The organism is Lysinibacillus sp. 1 U-2021, assembly GCF_029916965.1.
GTDB classification, from domain to species: Bacteria; Bacillota; Bacilli; order Bacillales_A; family Planococcaceae; genus Lysinibacillus; species Lysinibacillus capsici.
On sequence record NZ_CP123966.1, the window covers coordinates 1,734,191 to 1,753,147 of the forward strand.

Consider the following 18,957-nt stretch of genomic DNA (forward strand, 5'->3'; position numbering starts at 1 on the left):
AAGGAAACAGTGCAGATTATTCATGTGCTTTTATATTGTTATTATAATAAGGAAGATTGTCTGTAAAAATCAATCAAAAGAAGGTTGTTTTCATCGTTTTATAGTACTGATTACGTGTACGCGTTATAAAAAAGAAGAAACCGATACAATTTGTATCGGTTTCTTCCTTTATGACTGTTTCTTTAACTGTAAAATGACTGCCTCATCAGGGTCAATATACAGTGTCTTTTGTTCAAAATAGATGACGAAACCAGGTTTAGCACCATTTGGTTTTTTGACCTGTCGTATTTCGGTATAGTCTACAGGGACAGAAGAGGATTCTCTGGCCTTAGAAAAATAGGCGGCTAATGTGGCAGCTTCTCGCAATGTCGTTTCATCTGGTTCACTTGAATGAATGACAACATGAGATCCAGGAATATCTTTTGTGTGTAACCAAATATCAGTTCGTTTTGCTAGTTTAAATGTCAACATGTCATTTTGTTTATTGTTTTTCCCAACAGAGATTGTTACACCTGTAGAAGAAACATAGCGTTCTGGTTCAGGTTTTGCTTGTTTTTTCTTTTTCTTCGCATGACGTAGTTTTAAGTAACCTTGCTCTGCTAGCTCTTCACGAATTTCCTCAATATCTCCAGGGGAAGCCTGCTGAACTTGCTGAGCTAGCATTTCGAAGTAAGAAATTTCATCAGTTGTTTTTTCTAGCTGCTCTTGAACCATGACTAAAGCATTTTTTGCCTTTGTATATTTTGTATAATAGCTTTGGGCATTTTCAATCGGTGTTTTACGTTCGCTTACTGGAATCGTTATTTCTTCGCCAGTTTCACTATAGTAATTTGTAACAGTAACTTCCTTAACTCCTTTTTCAAAGGCATAGATGTTAGCCATTAATAGCTCACCATATAGTTGGAATTGATCGAGCTTGGAGGCACGTTCATAATCCTTTGTTAATTTTTTTGTTTTTAAAGCTAGTTTATCAATCTCATTTTGTAGCCAGCGCTCTAAATCGCCTGCTTGTTGTTTTACACGATCTCGCTCTGCACGTGCAAAGAATACACGATCAAGAAGCGCATGGACATTAGGATAGATTGTTATATCCCCATCATGCAAGTGCGTTAATTCGATAGGGGAAAAGTATACTTTCTGATTAAAGAGTACGTACATAGGCTTTATTCCACCGTTCGCAAAGGCGGTCATAAAATCCTTGAAACATGCTAGCATATTTGAAGTCGTCTTCATTCGATACAATAATTCTTCCGCGTGAAGAGGTGAAAAACCAGCTAATTGTTGCACTAGCTCTTTAGAGGTTTTTCCTTCAGCAAAAAATGCTGTTAGTTCTTCATCTGTCACTGTTAAAGGATTCCATTTGTTTTGTGGGGGTGGCGCAATATACGGTTGCCCTGGTAGTACAGTACGGAAGCTATTGACTGAAGGCGGTAGATGTTTTAGGCTGTCAATAATTTTTCCCTGCTCTTGATCAATCAACAGTAGATTACTATGTCTACCCATAATTTCAGCATGTATTTCTCTTACAATTGGATCTCCAATTTCATTTTTACTTTCAATTTCTACTATTATAATGCGATCAAAATCACGCTGTTTTATAGAAGCAATAAAACCACCCTCTATATGCTTACGCAAAAGCATACAAAACATTGGCGGCTCTGCTGGATTTTCAATCACATGTTCAGTAAGGTGTACACGTGCATAAGAAGAGTGGATGGAAAACAGTAATTTATGATTCTTTCCGTTCGCTCGCACATGTAAAATAACTTCTTGTGCATTAGGTTGATGTATTTTGGTAATCCGACCAGTGACTAGCTGTTGTAGGTCGGCAGTTATTGAATAAGTAAATAAGCCATCAAATGCCATATGAATTCCTCTTTCCAACGATATCAAGCATCTTGGTACTTTCGTATTTTTTTTCTTAATGTATCTGCATTTACTATTTTTAAGCTTCCGCAAATACTCTTTTGGTATGTTTATCATAGCATTTTTTAGGTGAATATTAAAATATAGCTTCAATTGTGGTAGAATTAGCTTTTACTTTATCCAAATTTTTTTGGAGAGTCGTCATAATCGACAAAGCTTATGTTATAATAATCCCAGTATGCAAAGAAAGGTGTGACGAACCTTGGTGCGTAGTATGACTGGTTTTGGCAGAGGTGTCACAACAACTAGAGACTTTCAATTAACCGTGGAAATGCGCTCGGTCAACCATCGTTTTTTAGAAATTAATGCAAAATTTCCGAAAGAATGGCTTGAAGCTGAAATTTTTGCAAAGAAACTAATTACTCAAGCTTTGTCACGCGGCAAAATTGATGTGATGGTATATGTGAAGGACTTAGAGAACGTAGAGCAATCTATTGAGATTAATTGGTCATTAATTGAAGCGTATCGTAAGGCAAAAGAGCAATTAGCAAGTAAAGTACCACTTGAAGAAAAATGGACGATGCAAGAGCTTTTATCGTTAGAGCAGGCACTTGTACAGCAAAAACCCCAGCTTACACCAGAGGATTTGCTCAGTGCTGTTGAACAAGCGATTTCACAAGCAATTGAACAGCTCGTTCAAATGCGTGAGCGTGAAGGGCAAGAATTACAAGAGGTTGTTGTACAATATAAGGAACAGTTAATGGAGCAGGTCAATCAGATTCGTTTGTGTTCTTCACTTGCTGTTGAAAAATATCGTACACGATTAATAGAGCGAATTAATGAAGTTGCAAATGGCACATTGCTAGAAGATCGTTTACTGGCGGAAGTAGCAATTTTTGCGGAACGAGTAGACATCTCCGAAGAGTTAGACAGATTAGATAGTCACTTCAATCAACTGGAGGAAACATTACTTGAAAAGGTTTCGGTTGGGCGTAAATTGGACTTTTTAATGCAGGAAATACATCGCGAGATTAATACGATTGGTTCAAAAAATCAATCTACAGAAGCAGCGGTTGCTGTTGTTCAGGCAAAAACAATTTTAGAAAAGATGCGTGAGCAAGTGCAAAACATCGAATAACTTGCACGTATCTGTTATAAATTAAGGGAGATATAGAGAATAAATGATAAAAGAACGTGGATTATTAATTGTTCTGTCTGGCCCCTCTGGTGTAGGTAAAGGGACAGTGCGAAAAGAATTATTTTCTCAGCCGAATACGAATTATGAGTATTCCATCTCGATGACAACACGAAATCCTCGCGAAGGTGAAGTAGATGGTGTAGACTATTTTTTCAAGACACGTCATGAATTTGAAGTGTTAATTGAACAAGGTGGCTTATTAGAGCACGCTGAATTTGTCGGTAACTATTATGGAACACCATTAGCTTATGTAAATGAAACACTTGATGCAGGTCGTGATGTATTTTTAGAAATCGAAGTGCAGGGTGCAGCACAAATCCGTAAAAAAGCACCAGATGCCTTATTTATTTTCTTAGCCCCTCCAAGTTTAACGGAATTAAAAGATCGTTTAGTTGGACGTGGGACAGAAACAGAGGATATCATTGCCAAACGAATCGCTACTGCAAGTGAAGAGCTTGAAATGATGAGCTTGTATGATTATGTTGTGGAAAATGATGAAGTGACGAATGCCTGTGATCGTATAAATGCGATTATTAAAGCCGAGCATTGTCGTAGAGAACGTGTTGAAAAAAGATATTTGTCAATGTTGAGAGGAGAATAAAACAATGCTATACCCATCAGTAGACGCTTTAAAAAAAGAAATCGATTCAAAATATTCATTAGTGAGCCTTGCTTCTAAACGTGCTCGCCAAATGCAAGAAGAGCAAGACACAGAACGCTTACACAAGTATGTTTCCCATAAATATGTAGGGAAAGCACTTGAAGAAGTAGCGGCAGGTGTACTTACGAAAGTATCACAGGATGAGTCAACTGTGTATGAGGACGAAATCTAACATCATGTAAAGTGCTTTACTATGTTTACAAGCATGTTAGTCTAGTTAGCAGTTGATTTTGATTATACAGAATGCCGAAAGCTCCCAGGGAATCCTTCTTTGGGAGCTTATCGTTTGAAAGGACGACACCTAACATGAATAAAAATATTTTACTTTGTGTTTCAGGCGGGATTGCCGTATACAAGGCTGTGGCACTCGTAAGCAAGCTATCACAAGCAGGAGCCAATGTAAAAGTCATCATGACAGCTTCTGCTAGAAAGTTTGTAAATCCATTAAGTTTTCAAGTGATGTCCAAAAATGATGTTTATTTTGACACGTTTGATGAAAAAGATTCAAGTGTGATTGCTCATATAGACTTAGCAGACTGGGCTGATTTAATTTTAGTAGCGCCTGCTACAGCAAATATAATAGGAAAAATGGCCAATGGTATAGCAGATGATATGATCACAACAACCCTGCTTGCTACGACAGCACCCGTATGGATTGCACCAGCCATGAATGTACACATGTACGACCATCCAGCGGTAAAACGTAATTTGGATAGGCTATTAGCTGATGGCTACAAATTTATTGAGCCTTCCGAAGGGTTTTTAGCATGCGGCTATGTCGGGAAGGGACGTCTAGAGGAGCCAGAAAAAATCACTGCACTTGTTCAAGATTTTTTTTCGGGAAAAACTAAACAACTGACAGATAAAACAGTCATAGTGACAGCAGGTGCCCTGCATGTACCATTGGATGAACAGCATGTAATTAGCCCACAGGCAAATGGAGCCATAGGACGAGCTTTAGCACATGAAGCAAGAATGCTAGGCGCACATGTAATTGAAATAGAAAATTCTAATTTGTTTGATGCTATACAGCAACTAGAAGCTTATAAAATCCAATACCCTCAAGCAATATTAATCCATGCGGCAAATGTGCCGACTATAAAGGAAACGCCGATCATTTCGGTAGAAGGCATAAAAGCGATCACTTTCGGACAAAAAGTGCAAGGAACACCAATGCTTAACATACTTTCTGAAAGTTGGATTGATTTTAGTGAAAAAGCGCAGCTTAACGGACAGTTTTTAGCTACAATGAACCCACAACTTTTTGCTCAGACATTATGGTCTTATATTATAAAGGGTGAGGAACAATGAGCTTTTTGATAGCAGAGATCATTGTAGATGTCTCTACTTACCATGTAGACCGTCCATTTGATTATCAAGTACCTGTAGAATGGGTTAGTGTTATCGAATTAGGAAGTCGTGTTAAAGTGCCATTTGGTCCACGAAATGTCCTGGGTTTTGTTGTTGGATTGAAGAAAGAAACAGATGTACCGTTAAATAAACTAAAGGCAATCAATCAAATTTTAGATATGGAGCCAGTCCTGACAGAAGAGATGTTGCGAATGGCGAAGTGGTTGAAGAACGATACGATTTGCTATGAAATAGATGCCTTACAAGTGATGTTACCATCTGCACTTCGAGCCAAGTATGAAAAAATGATTAAGCTACAACAAGGTCAACAATTGCCACTAGAGGTACAGGCTATATTCGGCAAGCGTCAACGGGCAAATTTTAAAGAATTTGAACGAGCAGGTTTACTACCCCTATTAAAACATTTGGTTGCAGAAAACATTGTTACAATCGAAAATGTTGTCAAGCAACAGGGAAATGTGAAAGAAATTCGAATGGTTCAAATAACAGCAGACCAACAACTTATTGAACATGCTTTAGAGCAGTCATCCAGAGCAGTTAAACAACGGCTATTACTGCAATGGATGTGCCAACACTTAGGAGAGGTTTTTTCTCCTCAACAAATTTGTGATGAAGCAGGGGTCTCTATATCAGTATTAGAGGCAGTAATTGACAAGGGAGCTGCTCAATTTATTCAAGAGGAAGTATTTCGTGATCCATTTACGAAGGAAGTTTCACGTACACAAGCCTTACAATTAACGGGAGAGCAACAGGTTGCTCTCAAAGCTATTACTACAGCTATGGATCAGCAAATAGCGCAAACCTTTTTATTACATGGTGTAACAGGGAGTGGCAAAACAGAGGTTTATTTGCAGGCTATTCAAAAGGTATTAGAAGAAGGAAAAGAAGCCATTATGTTGGTACCTGAAATCTCTTTAACTCCACAAATGACCGAACGATTCCGCAGTCGCTTTGGTGAGCTGGTTGCTGTGATGCATAGTGGATTATCTGTAGGGGAGAAATATGATGAATGGCGTAAAATCCAACAAGGCAAAGTGAAGGTCGTAGTTGGAGCTCGTTCAGCTATTTTTGCTCCCTTTACGAATATAGGGCTTATTATATTGGATGAGGAACATGAATCAACTTATAAGCAAGAAGATTCACCGCGTTATCATGCAAGAGATGTAGCCATCTGGCGTAGCGAATTTTATAACTGTCCTATTATTTTAGGGAGTGCAACACCAGCATTAGAATCATTTGCAAGAGCTAAAAAGGGAGTATATAAGCTACTCTCCTTAAAACATCGTGCTTTACATCAGGCTTTGCCGACTGTTTTTATTGCAGATATGCGTGAAGAGCTGAGACAGGGTAATCGTTCGATGTTTTCCCAATCACTGATTGAAGCAATCCGTTTAAGACTTGAGAAAAAAGAGCAAATGGTGCTGTTTTTAAATCGTCGTGGCTATTCATCATTTGTACTCTGTCGAGATTGTGGAACAGTTGTCCAATGTCCAAATTGTGATATTTCATTAACCTATCATCGAACAACTGAAAAATTGAAATGTCATTATTGTGGTTACGAGGAACATGTTCCTCAAATATGTCCGCAATGTCAAAGTGATCATATTCGTTATTTTGGTACAGGTACACAAAAGGTGGAAGAGGAACTGTACAAGTTGTTTCCTGAGGCAAGAGTATTACGTATGGATGTAGATACTACGAAGCATAAAGGGGCACATGAAGAAATATTGGAGACATTTGGGGCAGGGCAAGCAGATATTTTGCTGGGTACTCAAATGATCGCGAAGGGTCTGGATTTTCCAAATATTACACTAGTCGGTGTACTTAGTGCTGATACATCCTTACATTTACCTGATTACCGCGCAGCAGAGCGAACATTTCAGCTATTAACACAGGTAAGTGGCCGTGCTGGGAGACATGACAAGCTAGGGGAAGTCATCATTCAAACGTATACACCTGAGCATTACGCAATTGAATTAGCTAAAACCCAAGAGTATGAACCTTTTTATGAACGTGAGATGTTTTTACGTCGCAGATCCAACTATCCACCTTATTATTTTGTAGCTCTTATTCAATTATCCCATGAAGATGTCATGATGGCTGCTGAATATGCTGGTCGAGTGGCTGATTGGTTACGAGGAAACTTATCGAATCAAGTAGCAATAATAGGACCAACAACTGCGAGTATTGCTCGTCTCCAAAATAGATATCGTTATCAATGTTTGATAAAATATAAAATTGAACCAAATCTAATTCCCGTGTTACAACGTTTACTTGCTATGTATAGAGCAGAGTGGATTAAACAAGGAATATTAATGACGGTAGATTTAGATCCGTCTACTATATAGTTAGCGTGTAAGAATAGCACGATTTTTAATAAAAGTATCAATTAGCTAGTGCACTAGCTTTAAAGCAGAAATGAGGAAATAATAATGGCTATAAAAAAAGTAATTGAAAACCCTGCAAAAGTACTATCAACACCGTGTGCTGAAGTGACAGAAATTAATGATGAAATTATTACATTACTGGATGATTTATATGACACTATGGTGGAATATGATGGCGTTGGAATTGCGGCACCACAAATAGACGTAGGGTTACGGGTAGCAATTGTTGAACTAGGTGAAGAACGTGATATTTTAGAAATGATTAATCCAACTGTCGTTGAAACGGACGGAGCAGAAGTAGATATTGAAGGATGCTTGAGCTTTCCAGGGTTATATGGAGAAGTGGAACGTCCTAGTTATGTCAAAATTGAAGCGTGTGATCGTGAAGGACGTGTTTATGAATTAGAGGCAGGTGGCTTTGATGCCCGTGCGATTTTACATGAAATTGATCATTTAGATGGTGTGCTTTTCGATTCAAAAATCAAGCGTATTGTCACAGCAGAAGAATTAGAAGAAATGTACGCTGAAGAGGAGGAATAAAATGACATCTATCGTTTTTATGGGGACACCTGACTTCTCCGCACCTATTTTGCGTATGCTACATGATGAAGGATATGCTATTAAAGCAGTTGTAACACAACCAGATCGTCCAGTTGGGCGTAAGCGAGTATTAACACCGCCGCCAGTAAAGGCAACGGCTTTGGAACTTGGCTTGCCAATTATTCAACCTGAAAAATTGCGTGGCTCCGAGGAGTTACAGCAGATTCTTGCTTTACAGCCTGATCTAGTAATAACAGCAGCATTTGGACAGATACTACCAAAAGAATTATTAGATGCACCAGCTCTAGGCTGCATTAATGTCCATGCCTCACTATTACCAAAATATCGTGGAGGGGCTCCAATTCACCAAGCCGTCATGGATGGTGAAAAAGAAACAGGAGTAACAATCATGTATATGGCAGAAAAGCTTGATGCGGGAGATATTATCTCTCAAAAAGCAATCCCTATTGAAGAGGATGATCATACTGGTGGACTTTTTGATAAGCTAAGTATGGTTGGCTGTGAATTACTTAAGGAAACACTTCCTTCAATTATAAATGGTACAAATAACCGTATAGTTCAAGATGAAGCACAAGTTACCTTTGCGCGTAATATTTCAAGAGAACAAGAACGGATTGATTGGACCAACGATGCTATTACTTTATACAATCAAGTGCGTGGTCTTCATCCGTGGCCTGTTGCTTATACCACTTTTGAGGATGGTAATTTTAAAATTTGGTGGGCAACGATTGGCAAAAGTAAGCATGAAGCTAATCCAGGTACAGTGGTGGCCATTGCTAAAGATCATTTTGAGGTAGCAGCTGGCAACGGGACAACTTTAGCATTATATGATGTGCAACCAGCTGGAAAAAAGCGTATGACCGCAGAGGAATATTTACGTGGGACAGGTTCTAAATTACAGATTGGGGACCAATTTAAATGAGTAAAAAAAGTGTAGTGATTTGGGATGGCAATGTACGAGATGCCGCATTGTCAATTCTATTAGCAGTTGATAAAAATCAGGCTTATAGCAACTTATTGCTAAATGAAACAATTAAACGACATAAAATTGAAGCAAAAGATCGTGCTTTATTGACTGAAATAACGTATGGAACTTTACAGCATAAAATGACACTTGATTATTACTTAGAGCCATTTATTCGTGGTTCAATTGATCATTGGGTTCGCTGGTTATTAAGAATCTCGTTGTATCAAATCCATTATTTAACACGTATTCCTCCACACGCTGCAGTAAACGAAGCAGTAGAAATTGCCAAGCGTCGAGGGCATCGTGGGATCGCTTCTATGGTCAATGGCATATTAAGATCCGTGTTACGCGGTGGAGTCTCTTCAACAGATGACATAGCAGATCCAATTGAGCGTCTTTCTATAGAAACAAGTCATCCAATGTGGTTAGTTCAAAGATTTGTTGATAACTACGGTCTTGAAGTAGCGACTGAAATGTTGCATGAAAATAATAGACCGCCTGTGCAGACTGTGCGTGTTAATACAACAAAAGCAACTGTTCAGCAAGCAATTGCCGAGTTAGAGGCAGAAGGATTAACGGCTAATCAAAGCGATGTTATACCAGAGTGCTTATACATTACAAACGGTCAACCAGCTCGTACAAAAGCCTTCAAAGAAGGTATAATTACTATTCAGGATGAAAGTTCAATGATACCTGCTAATGTGCTAAAACCAGCTCCAGGTATGCGTGTCTTGGATATGTGCGCGGCACCTGGTGGAAAAACAACACATATTGCCGAAATAATGAAAAATGAAGGGTCTATTTTAGCAACAGACCTTCATCCACATAAATTAGATTTAATCGACCATAATACTGAACGTCTAGGGCTTGATATTGTTGAAACAGCCCCAATAGATGGACGGAAAGCACCAGAATTTTTACAAGCAGCGTCTTTTGATGCTATCTTAGTCGATGCACCATGTAGTGGACTAGGAGTTATGCGACGTAAGCCAGATATTAAGTATACAAAGCGAGAAGAAGATTTAGAAAGTCTTCAAAAAATCCAATTAGCTTTACTGGATGCTGCAACGAAAGTTTTGAAAACAGATGGTAAGCTTGTATATAGTACGTGTACAGTAGACATACAAGAAAACGAAGGCACTGTGAAAGCCTTTTTAACAGCACATCCAGAAATGGAAGCTATACAACTAGAATCTTTACCAACAAAATTAGCGGAAAAGCAAGCTAATGGCATGCTTCAAGTCTTTCCACAAGACTTTGGCAGTGACGGTTTCTTTGTCGCCGCCTTTCGTAAAAAAGGAGAATCCAACTAATGGTGGATCAAGAGAAATTTAATGAACGTATTAACGATTTAGTCGAAGAAGCGGAAGAAAAGCCCGTTCGACGTGTAAAAAAAGAAAAGCCAAATTTAAAAGAATCCATTTATTCATTACAACCTCATCAATTAGAAGAATGGCTAAAGGAAAATGGCGAAAAGCCTTTCCGTGCTGCTCAAATTTTTGACTGGCTGTATAATAAACGTGTAAAGACATTTGAAGAAATGTCAAACCTTTCAAAGGGATTACGCGAAAAACTAACTGCAAATTTTGCATTATCCACACTATCAACCATTATTAAACAAGAATCTAAAGATGGTACCATTAAATTTTTATTCCAATTACAAGATGGCTATTCAATAGAAACTGTGTTAATGCGCCATGAATATGGAAATTCTGTCTGTGTAACAACACAAGTAGGTTGCCGAATTGGCTGTACGTTTTGTGCATCCACTTTAGGTGGTTTGAAGCGACATTTATTAGCAGGGGAAATTGTGGAGCAAGTTGTCAAAGTCCAACAAACATTAGATGAATTGGGCGAGCGAGTATCTCATATTGTCATTATGGGTATTGGTGAACCTTTCGATAACTATGATGCAATGATGAACTTCTTAAAAGTGATCAATCATGAAAAAGGTTTAAATATCGGAGCACGTCATATCACGGTTTCAACATCGGGTATTGTACCTAAAATTTACCAGTTCGCAGATGAACAATTACAAATTAACTTTGCTGTTTCTCTGCATGCGCCAAACCAAGAAGCACGTCAAAAGCTAATGCCAATTGCCCGTGCTTATAAATTGGAAGAATTAATGGAAGCAGTGCGATACTATACAAAAAAAACAGGTCGACGAGTGAGTTTCGAGTATGGACTGATGTCGGGTGAAAATGATTCAGTAGAAATAGCAGAGGAACTATCTGCTTTAATTAAAGGAATTAAATGTCATGTCAACTTAATTCCTGTAAACTATGTACCAGAACGTGATTATGTTCGTACATCTCGTAGTCAAATTTTTGCTTTTGAAAAAACATTAAAGAAAAATGGTATTAACGTAACGATCCGCCGAGAGCAAGGTTCAGATATCGCTGCTGCGTGTGGTCAATTACGTGCACAAGAGAGATCTGAAGAAACGAGGTGACCAGTATTGGAATACACAGTCGAAAGTGATATTGGTTTAAAACGATCCATTAATGAGGACCGTGCTGCATTCTTTAAACGTCCAGATGGGCTTGCACTAGCACTTGTAGCGGATGGCATGGGTGGTCATAATGCTGGTGATGTAGCAAGTGATATGGCAATTCAACAAATGGAATCCTTTTTTTTACAGGCAGACACACATCATTTTGTATCCACAACATCAAAAAAAGAATGGTTATTACAAACAGTTAAGCAATTGAATAAAACAATATATGACTATTCTTTATCACATGAAGACTGTAAAGGAATGGGCACGACATTTATTGCAGTGTTAATCGAAGAACAACATTGCTTCATTGCACATGTGGGGGACAGTCGTGTGTATTATTTCTTTGAAGATGGTGCACAACAAATAACAAGAGATCATTCATATGTGAACGTCTTGGTCGAAAATGGTGAGATAAGCGAAGAAGAGGCTTTGACACATCCAAAGAAAAATTTCATCTTAAAAGCGGTTGGGACAGAGGACACAATCGAACCAGACTTTTATGAAGTAGATTTAGCATCAGAATCGTATTTACTCATTTGTTCAGATGGATTAAGCAATAAACTAACTGTTTATGAAATGGCATCGATCATTACGTATCCAGACTCCATTAAGGAAAAGGGACGTAAACTTGTAGAATTAGCAAATGCCAGCGGGGGAGAAGACAATATCTCCCTCGTGCTATTAACAAAAAGGGATGAGGAGGTGTAAGAATGCTTGTAGGTAAAAGAATTAGTGACCGCTATAAAATTATAGAACTCATTGGTGGCGGAGGTATGTCCAATGTTTATTTAGCACACGATATGATCTTAAATCGTGATGTAGCCATTAAAATATTACGCTATGATTTTTCCAATGAGGATGAATTACATCGACGTTTTCAACGTGAGGCACTGTCTGCTACAAGTCTTACACATCCGAATATTGTTAGTGTTTATGATGTAGGTGACGATGGAGATCTACACTATATTGTGATGGAATATGTTCAAGGAAAAACATTAAAGCAGTACATACAAGAATTTGCACCAATTTCTCCTGCAAGAAGTGTGCATATTATGAAGCAATTAACGTCTGCCATTGCTAATGCCCATGAAAACCATATTATCCACCGTGATATTAAACCGCAAAATATTTTAATGGATGCGGAAGGTAATGTGAAAATTACGGATTTTGGTATTGCCATGACGTTAAGTGCTACATCATTTACTCAAACAAATTCTGTGCTTGGCACAGTGCATTATTTATCACCGGAGCAAGCTCGCGGCGGTACAGCTACAAACAAATCAGATATTTACGCACTCGGTATTGTATTATATGAATTATTAACAGGTGAACTTCCATTTTCTGGTGAATCAGCTGTTTCAATAGCACTTAAGCATTTACAAGCCGAAACGCCTTCTGTCCGTGCTTTTGATGCAACGATTCCCCAAAGCTTGGAGAATGTAGTATTAAAGGCTACTGCCAAAGATTCATCCCATCGTTATACGACAGTGGAAGAAATGTATGAAGATTTGGAAACTGTACTATCACCATCTAGAATCAACGATCCCAAATTTGTCATACCTGTAGATAATGATGTAACGAAGGCTATTCCCATCATTAAAGAGCAGATGCATAAAAAAGACGAAGATTTAACTAAAACAAGAGTTATTGAACCAATTATGGAAGCTAAAGCTCCTTCTCAACCACAACCTAAAAAGCCTGTAGAAAAGCCAGTTCCTGTTAAGGCAAAGAAGAAAAATTGGCCCAAATATGTTGCTGGACTATTCATTGCTGTGATTGTCATTTTCTTATTCTTTATTTTTGCAAAAGATTTATTTAGCCCGAAAAAAGTGGCTATACCAGATGTAGCAAATTTAACAATAGAGGAAGCGACAAAAAAATTAGAAGCAGATGGATTTGTTGTTGGTGAAGAGCATCAGGAGCGAAATCATGAGGAAATTGAAAAGGGGAAGGTTATTGAAACGGACCCATCAAAAAATTCATTACGTGAAAAAGGCTCAGAGGTAGATTTAATCGTTAGTTTAGGTGTAGAGATGACGACTGTAGATAATTATGTAGGACAAAATTATAGTCAAGTTGAAGCTTTAATAAAAGGAAAGTATAAAGACGTGGTAAAAGAGGATGTCCCTTCTAATGAGCCAGAAGGAAGTATCATTGAGCAAAGCATCCCTCCAAATTCTGAGGTAGTAGCGAAAGAAGAAACAATCACGTTTAAAGTTAGCCAAGGAGTTAGAATGGTAAGGGTTGAAAACGTTGTAAATTATACGAAAGCGGATATGGATGACTATGTGAAAAGAGTAGGCCTCAATTGGCGTATATCTCGTGAAGAACATCATGAAACCATCCCAGCTGGGAGTGTAATTTCGCAATTGACAAAAGCGGGTACTATGGTAGAGGAAGGTTCTATGATATCGGTTGTAATAAGTAAAGGGCCAGCGAAACAGCCTGATAAACTACGTCTAATACCTGTAGTCATTGAGTATAAACCTACAGAAGAGGGAATAGCTCAAAATATTCGAATTGAAATTCAAGATAAAAATCATACATTGTCTGAACCTGTTGAAGTATTTGAAATTTTAGGTGATACGCCATACAACATTCAGCTTACAATTGAAGATGGCAAAGATGCGAGTTATAGAATAATTCGGGATTCAGAAATAATTTTAGAAGGCAAAGTTCATTATAATGATGTCGATTAAGGAGGAATTGGATGGCGCAAGGCCAAATAAGAAAAGCATTAAGTGGTTATTATTATGTATTTGATGGACATCAACTGATTCAATGTCGAGGACGTGGGGTATTTCGTAATCGTGGCGAATCCCCACTCGTAGGCGATATTGTAGAGTATACAATGGAAACTGAAGGCTCTGATGGGACAATACAAAAGATTTTTGAGCGTCAAAATGAATTAGTACGTCCGCCAATTGCGAATATTGATCAAGGTATTTTGGTGTTTTCCGTAAAGGAACCGAATTTCAATACCATTTTACTGGATCGTTTTTTAGTTGTGTTAGAATCCTTCCATGTACATCCTATTATTTGTTTAACAAAAATGGATTTGCTAGAAAATGATGAACGTGATGAATTACAAAATTATATAGCAGATTATGAAGGCATGGGCTATACAGTTTTGCAAACATATAAAGATGAAGAAGAATTAGTAAAACGATTACGTCCTATTTTAAAGGGAAAAACCACCGTTTTAGCGGGCCAATCGGGCGTTGGCAAATCAACTTTGCTTAATACGCTCATTCCAGAGTTGAACTTAAAAACGGGTATTATCTCCCAAAGCTTAGGACGGGGTAAACATACTACTCGTCATGTTGAACTGATAGAAGTCTGTGATGGTTTATTGGCAGATACTCCTGGATTTAGTTCCTTTGATTTTGACGAAATTGAGAAAGAAGAATTAGGTGTATGTTTTCCTGAAATGGCTAGAGTAGCGGATGATTGTAAATTTAGGGGTTGCTTACACTTGAAAGAGCCAAAATGTGCAGTAAAGGCAGCAGTAGAAGCAGGGGAAATTCGTGACTACCGCTACAAGCATTATGAACAATTTATGCAAGAAATTATGGATCGAAAGCCGAGGTATTAATGATGATACAAATAGCACCATCAATTTTAGCAGCAAATTTTGCAAAGTTAGGTGAAGAAGTAAAGGAAGTAGAGCAAGCAGGTGCACAACTTATTCATATTGATGTAATGGATGGTCACTTTGTACCGAATATCTCATTTGGTTCCATTGTATTGGATGCTATCCGTCCATTAACGAAGTTACCATTAGACGTGCATTTAATGATAGAAAATCCAGACCAGTATATTGAACTGTTCGCAAAAGCTGGAGCAGATTATATTACGGTACATGTAGAAGCATGCCGTCATTTACATCGAACAATTCAATTAATCCGTTCTTTTGGAGTAAAAGCGGGTGTCGTATTAAATCCACATACACCGATAGACTCAATTCAACACATTTTAGAAGATATTGATATGGTATTATTAATGACTGTTAATCCTGGATTCGGTGGACAAAAATTTATCCATTCTGTTATACCTAAAATTGAAGCATTATCAACATTGATTAAGGAGCGTGGCTTAGATATTGCCATTGAAATTGATGGTGGTATTACTGCTGAAACAATTGTGCCATGTGCACAGGCTGGAGCGACAATTTTTGTAGCTGGGTCAGCTATCTATAGTAAAGAAGATCGAACAGCTGCTCTTCAAGAGATTTTACTAGCTGGAGAGGCAGCGATTAAAGGATGACGACAGTCGTTGTTTGTGCAGGTGGTCCAAAAAATGAGCTATGTTCATTTTCATCGTTTCAGCAACAACAGGATGTTGTGTTTATCGGGGCTGATCGTGGTGCTTTATATTTAATTGAGCAGGGAATTACACCTCATGCCATTGTTGGTGATTTTGACTCTTTAACGGATGAAGAATATCGACAAGTGATGGCACAAACCAATGATCAACAACGTTTTCAAGAAGAGAAAAATGAAACAGATACGGATTTAGCTTTGCTTAAAGCCTATACGTTTGCACCACAAGAAATTGTTCTGACAGGTGTGACGGGTGGGCGTTTAGATCATTACGAGGCAGCTGTTCGTTCTATTTATCGGTTACAAAAAGAGCATCCTCAAATTGAGCTAAAGATAATCAATTATACTAATATGTTGCAATTTTTACTACCAGGTACACATACAATTTATGCGGATGATCGATACCGATACTTGTCTTTTTTTGCTCACGAGGAGCCTATTCAAGATGTAACTTTACGACAAGTAAAATATGAAACAACGAATGAGGAAATTTCCTTAGGAACATCTCGATTTACAAGTAATGAAATAATAGGAACTTCAGGGTCTATATCTTTCTCGCATGGCATATGTTTAATGATAAGAAGCATAGATTAGCGTAAGGGGGAGAGAGTCCTGAAAGTATATACATTCCAATTGCCGAAATTCGTGAGTAGTATCACGCGTACGTGTATTAACCTATTTAAAAAAGATAAGAAAGTAAAAAAATCCGACTAACACTAGTCGGATTTTTTTACTTTCTTCTAGAATACTAATCAAGAAAAAAATCGATTGCGCTCAATGCGAAATCGATTTTTTAGAAGCAGCGATTAAACGCGCTCGATTTTACCTGATTTTAATGCACGAGCAGAAACCCATACACGTTTTGGTTTACCGTCAACTAAGATACGAACTTTTTGAAGGTTAGCACCCCAAGTACGTTTGTTAGCGTTCATAGCGTGGGAACGGTTGTTACCAGTACGAGCTTTACGTCCAGTGATTACACATTGTTTTGGCATGTTGTATTCCCTCCTTACTGTTGATGCTGAAAGATTATTATTTCAGTTCGGTATTTCACATACCATAATAATTTAACATACGATGGCGTTCAGTGCAACAGTTTTCACATAACCTTTCAAGAAAAAAACCTTTACAGACATAAAACGTTTATGAAAAGTAGAGAAGTTTAATGGGGAATAGTTCTCCTAACCTTTTCCTCGATAACCAAGTTTCAGTGATACACGTCTACCAGTATCAACTAATCGCTCAATTAATGTATTAATATGATCTTGAGAGACATTAAAGTTTACAAAACTAATACTGACTGCTCCTATCACTTCACCAAAACCATCTAAAACAGAGACAGCAATAGAGGAAGTACCTGCAGTTCGTTCTCCGTGACTTATTGCATAGCCTTGTTGTCGAATTTGATGAAGCTGTTCCTCTAATTCGGCCATTTCATCTTTAGTTACTAGTTGCTCTAGTATTTCTTTGGATTGAATCACGGACATTGAGGCAAGTATGGCTTTATTGGCCGCTCCGATATGCATAGGTATGCGAATACCCAACTGATCATAAATACGAATCGGATTTGCTGCACTGTCTATTCGTTCTATAATAATCGTATCTAATCCAGCTGGTTTACTTAAATAAACGCTTTCTTCAACCTCTCTGGCTAATCGTTCTAACTCAGGTCTGATTTTGCTAATATAATCCATCGTATCATACACCTGTAAGCCAAGTTCCATCCATATGGTTCCAAGCCGATAATATTTAGTCTGTTCATCTTGCTCAATCATCCCTTGTTTAATCATGGCTTTTAAAATTCTATGTAAAGTACTTAGCGGTAAATCGCATTTTGTAGAAAGCTCTGAAATGGACAAGCTACTGTCATTTGCATCAGCAGCTAAAACCTTGGCAATTGTCATCGCTCGCTCTAATAATTGCATTTGTCCCACCTCCCTTCATCCTATTTTATTTTTATTCTCCATCTACGTCTAGTTTCAATATTCCCAGAAAAATCAGAAGTCTAAACAAAGGCTTTATTTTAATACACGAAAGCGACAAAAGAATCCTTTTAGGCTTATTTAATAAATGTTTTACGGCTCTTTTTCCAAGGGTGAATGCAAGCTAGATTAAAAGAAAAATTAAAAGTTTTCTAAATATATTGACAGTATAGCATAAAACGAATATATTCTTCATATAAACTTTCCTCTTAACGGAAACGTTTTCCACTACACGGAAAAGAGGTGAAAGGAATGCATTATTGTTCATCAATGTATGCGCCTTTGAAACACGTTATTGTAAAAGATCCAAAAGATGCTTTCCAAAGCCAAACACATCTTAGTAAGGAATGGAAAACATTTAACTACTTATCTGAGCCTAATTATGAAGAAGCTCTAAGCGAATACGTTGAATTTATTGGGATTCTTGAAAGGTATGTTGAGACTATTGAATATTTGCCTAAAGCAGATGAAGTAGGATTAGATTCTCTTTATGCACATGATCCAGTTAAATTCACACCAAATGGTGCCATTATACTGAAATCAGGCAAAAAATTAAGACAACCAGAAGCAGCAGTATACAAGGACTTTTTACGGCAAAAAGGTATACCAATAATTGGTGAACTTACTGGAGAGGCAGTTTCAGACGGTGGAGATATTGTTTGGCTAGATAATCGAACGCTCGTTGTGGGTAGAGGTTATCGAACAAACGATGAAGCCATTCGTCAGTTAAAGGAAATGACAGCCGATATGGTAGATGAATTTATAGTTGTACAACTACCACATGATCTTGGTGAAGCTGAATGTTTACATTTAATGTCTTTCATAAGTATGGTAGACCGAAATTTAGCTGTTGTGCATTCGCGTTTAATGCCAGTATTTTTCAGACAACTGCTAATTGAGCGGGGCATCCAGCTAGTAGAAGTACCTAAAGATGAATACGATTCGTTAGGCTGTAATGTGTTAGCGCTTGCACCGAGGGTATGTGTGATTCCTCAAGGCAACAAAGCAACAAAGCAACAGCTACTTGATGCTGGAGCCACTGTGTACGAATATAAAGGCGATGAAATTACTGTTAAAGGAACAGGTGGGCCGACTTGCCTAACTTGCCCAGTAGTAAGAGGATAAAGGAGAAGATGAAT

19 protein-coding genes are annotated in these 18,957 nt (G+C 37.9%); 16 read left to right on the forward strand and 3 right to left on the reverse strand.

Annotated elements, in window-relative coordinates:
* Positions 1 to 168: 168 nt before the first annotated feature.
* Complete coding sequence (locus tag QH639_RS08845) at positions 169 to 1,866, reverse strand: Rqc2 family fibronectin-binding protein (protein ID WP_259419885.1); 1,698 nt, start codon at positions 1,864 to 1,866, stop codon at positions 169 to 171.
* Between the two features lie 262 nt (positions 1,867 to 2,128).
* Here QH639_RS08845 and QH639_RS08850 point away from each other — a divergent pair, with 262 nt between their 5' ends.
* From QH639_RS08850 to spoVM, 15 genes are all read left to right on the forward strand, one after another.
* Positions 2,129 to 3,004, forward strand: a complete 876-nt coding sequence (locus tag QH639_RS08850; RefSeq protein WP_259419884.1) for a YicC/YloC family endoribonuclease — start codon at positions 2,129 to 2,131, stop codon at positions 3,002 to 3,004.
* Between the two features lie 43 nt (positions 3,005 to 3,047).
* Positions 3,048 to 3,665, forward strand: a complete 618-nt coding sequence (gene gmk / locus QH639_RS08855) for a guanylate kinase (RefSeq protein ID WP_004227379.1) — start codon at positions 3,048 to 3,050, stop codon at positions 3,663 to 3,665.
* A gap of 4 nt (positions 3,666 to 3,669) precedes the next feature.
* The gene (gene rpoZ / locus QH639_RS08860; RefSeq protein WP_004227380.1) at positions 3,670 to 3,897 is read left to right on the forward strand and encodes a DNA-directed RNA polymerase subunit omega; all 228 of its coding nucleotides are present in this window, start codon (positions 3,670 to 3,672) and stop codon (positions 3,895 to 3,897) included.
* A gap of 134 nt (positions 3,898 to 4,031) precedes the next feature.
* Positions 4,032 to 5,036, forward strand: coding sequence for a bifunctional phosphopantothenoylcysteine decarboxylase/phosphopantothenate--cysteine ligase CoaBC (gene coaBC, locus QH639_RS08865; RefSeq protein ID WP_131521598.1), 1,005 nt, complete (start codon positions 4,032 to 4,034; stop codon positions 5,034 to 5,036).
* Entirely contained in the window at positions 5,033 to 7,444 is a 2,412-nt protein-coding gene (gene priA / locus QH639_RS08870; RefSeq protein ID WP_237899600.1) for a primosomal protein N', read from the forward strand. The genes coaBC and priA overlap by 4 nt, the downstream gene beginning before the upstream one ends.
* Positions 7,445 to 7,528: 84 nt before the next feature.
* The gene (gene def / locus QH639_RS08875; RefSeq protein ID WP_004227388.1) at positions 7,529 to 8,023 is read left to right on the forward strand and encodes a peptide deformylase; all 495 of its coding nucleotides are present in this window, start codon (positions 7,529 to 7,531) and stop codon (positions 8,021 to 8,023) included.
* Between the two features lies 1 nt (position 8,024).
* Positions 8,025 to 8,966, forward strand: coding sequence for a methionyl-tRNA formyltransferase (gene fmt / locus QH639_RS08880; RefSeq protein ID WP_259419882.1), 942 nt, complete (start codon positions 8,025 to 8,027; stop codon positions 8,964 to 8,966).
* Complete coding sequence (gene rsmB / locus QH639_RS08885; RefSeq protein ID WP_131521594.1) at positions 8,963 to 10,324, forward strand: 16S rRNA (cytosine(967)-C(5))-methyltransferase RsmB; 1,362 nt, start codon at positions 8,963 to 8,965, stop codon at positions 10,322 to 10,324. Before fmt ends, rsmB begins: the two co-directional genes overlap by 4 nt.
* The gene (rlmN, locus tag QH639_RS08890; RefSeq protein ID WP_048395368.1) at positions 10,324 to 11,466 is read left to right on the forward strand and encodes a dual-specificity RNA methyltransferase RlmN; all 1,143 of its coding nucleotides are present in this window, start codon (positions 10,324 to 10,326) and stop codon (positions 11,464 to 11,466) included. Before rsmB ends, rlmN begins: the two co-directional genes overlap by 1 nt.
* A gap of 6 nt (positions 11,467 to 11,472) precedes the next feature.
* Positions 11,473 to 12,222: a Stp1/IreP family PP2C-type Ser/Thr phosphatase gene (locus tag QH639_RS08895; protein ID WP_131521593.1), complete on the forward strand. Its 750-nt coding sequence runs from the start codon at positions 11,473 to 11,475 to the stop codon at positions 12,220 to 12,222.
* Between the two features lie 2 nt (positions 12,223 to 12,224).
* Positions 12,225 to 14,213, forward strand: a complete 1,989-nt coding sequence (pknB, locus tag QH639_RS08900; RefSeq protein WP_237899602.1) for a Stk1 family PASTA domain-containing Ser/Thr kinase — start codon at positions 12,225 to 12,227, stop codon at positions 14,211 to 14,213.
* An 11-nt stretch (positions 14,214 to 14,224) separates the two neighbouring features.
* Positions 14,225 to 15,109, forward strand: coding sequence for a ribosome small subunit-dependent GTPase A (gene rsgA / locus QH639_RS08905; RefSeq protein WP_131521591.1), 885 nt, complete (start codon positions 14,225 to 14,227; stop codon positions 15,107 to 15,109).
* A 2-nt stretch (positions 15,110 to 15,111) separates the two neighbouring features.
* Entirely contained in the window at positions 15,112 to 15,780 is a 669-nt protein-coding gene (gene rpe / locus QH639_RS08910; protein WP_131521707.1) for a ribulose-phosphate 3-epimerase, read from the forward strand.
* Entirely contained in the window at positions 15,777 to 16,430 is a 654-nt protein-coding gene (locus QH639_RS08915) for a thiamine diphosphokinase (protein ID WP_259419881.1), read from the forward strand. Before rpe ends, QH639_RS08915 begins: the two co-directional genes overlap by 4 nt.
* A gap of 18 nt (positions 16,431 to 16,448) precedes the next feature.
* Positions 16,449 to 16,550 (forward strand): stage V sporulation protein SpoVM, encoded by a 102-nt coding sequence (gene spoVM, locus QH639_RS08920; RefSeq protein ID WP_099805045.1) that lies wholly within the window; start codon positions 16,449 to 16,451, stop codon positions 16,548 to 16,550.
* Between the two features lie 92 nt (positions 16,551 to 16,642).
* Here the strand turns inward: spoVM and rpmB are convergent, their stop codons facing one another.
* Both rpmB and QH639_RS08930 read right to left on the reverse strand, forming a co-directional pair.
* Positions 16,643 to 16,831 (reverse strand): 50S ribosomal protein L28, encoded by a 189-nt coding sequence (rpmB, locus tag QH639_RS08925; RefSeq protein ID WP_004227417.1) that lies wholly within the window; start codon positions 16,829 to 16,831, stop codon positions 16,643 to 16,645.
* Between the two features lie 186 nt (positions 16,832 to 17,017).
* Positions 17,018 to 17,761: an IclR family transcriptional regulator gene (locus QH639_RS08930; protein ID WP_131521589.1), complete on the reverse strand. Its 744-nt coding sequence runs from the start codon at positions 17,759 to 17,761 to the stop codon at positions 17,018 to 17,020.
* Positions 17,762 to 18,070: 309 nt separating this feature from the next.
* Here QH639_RS08930 and QH639_RS08935 point away from each other — a divergent pair, with 309 nt between their 5' ends.
* Positions 18,071 to 18,943 carry a dimethylarginine dimethylaminohydrolase family protein gene (locus tag QH639_RS08935; RefSeq protein ID WP_281115960.1) on the forward strand — a complete coding sequence of 291 codons (873 nt, stop codon included), beginning with the start codon at positions 18,071 to 18,073 and terminating at the stop codon, positions 18,941 to 18,943.
* Positions 18,944 to 18,957 lie beyond the last annotated feature (14 nt).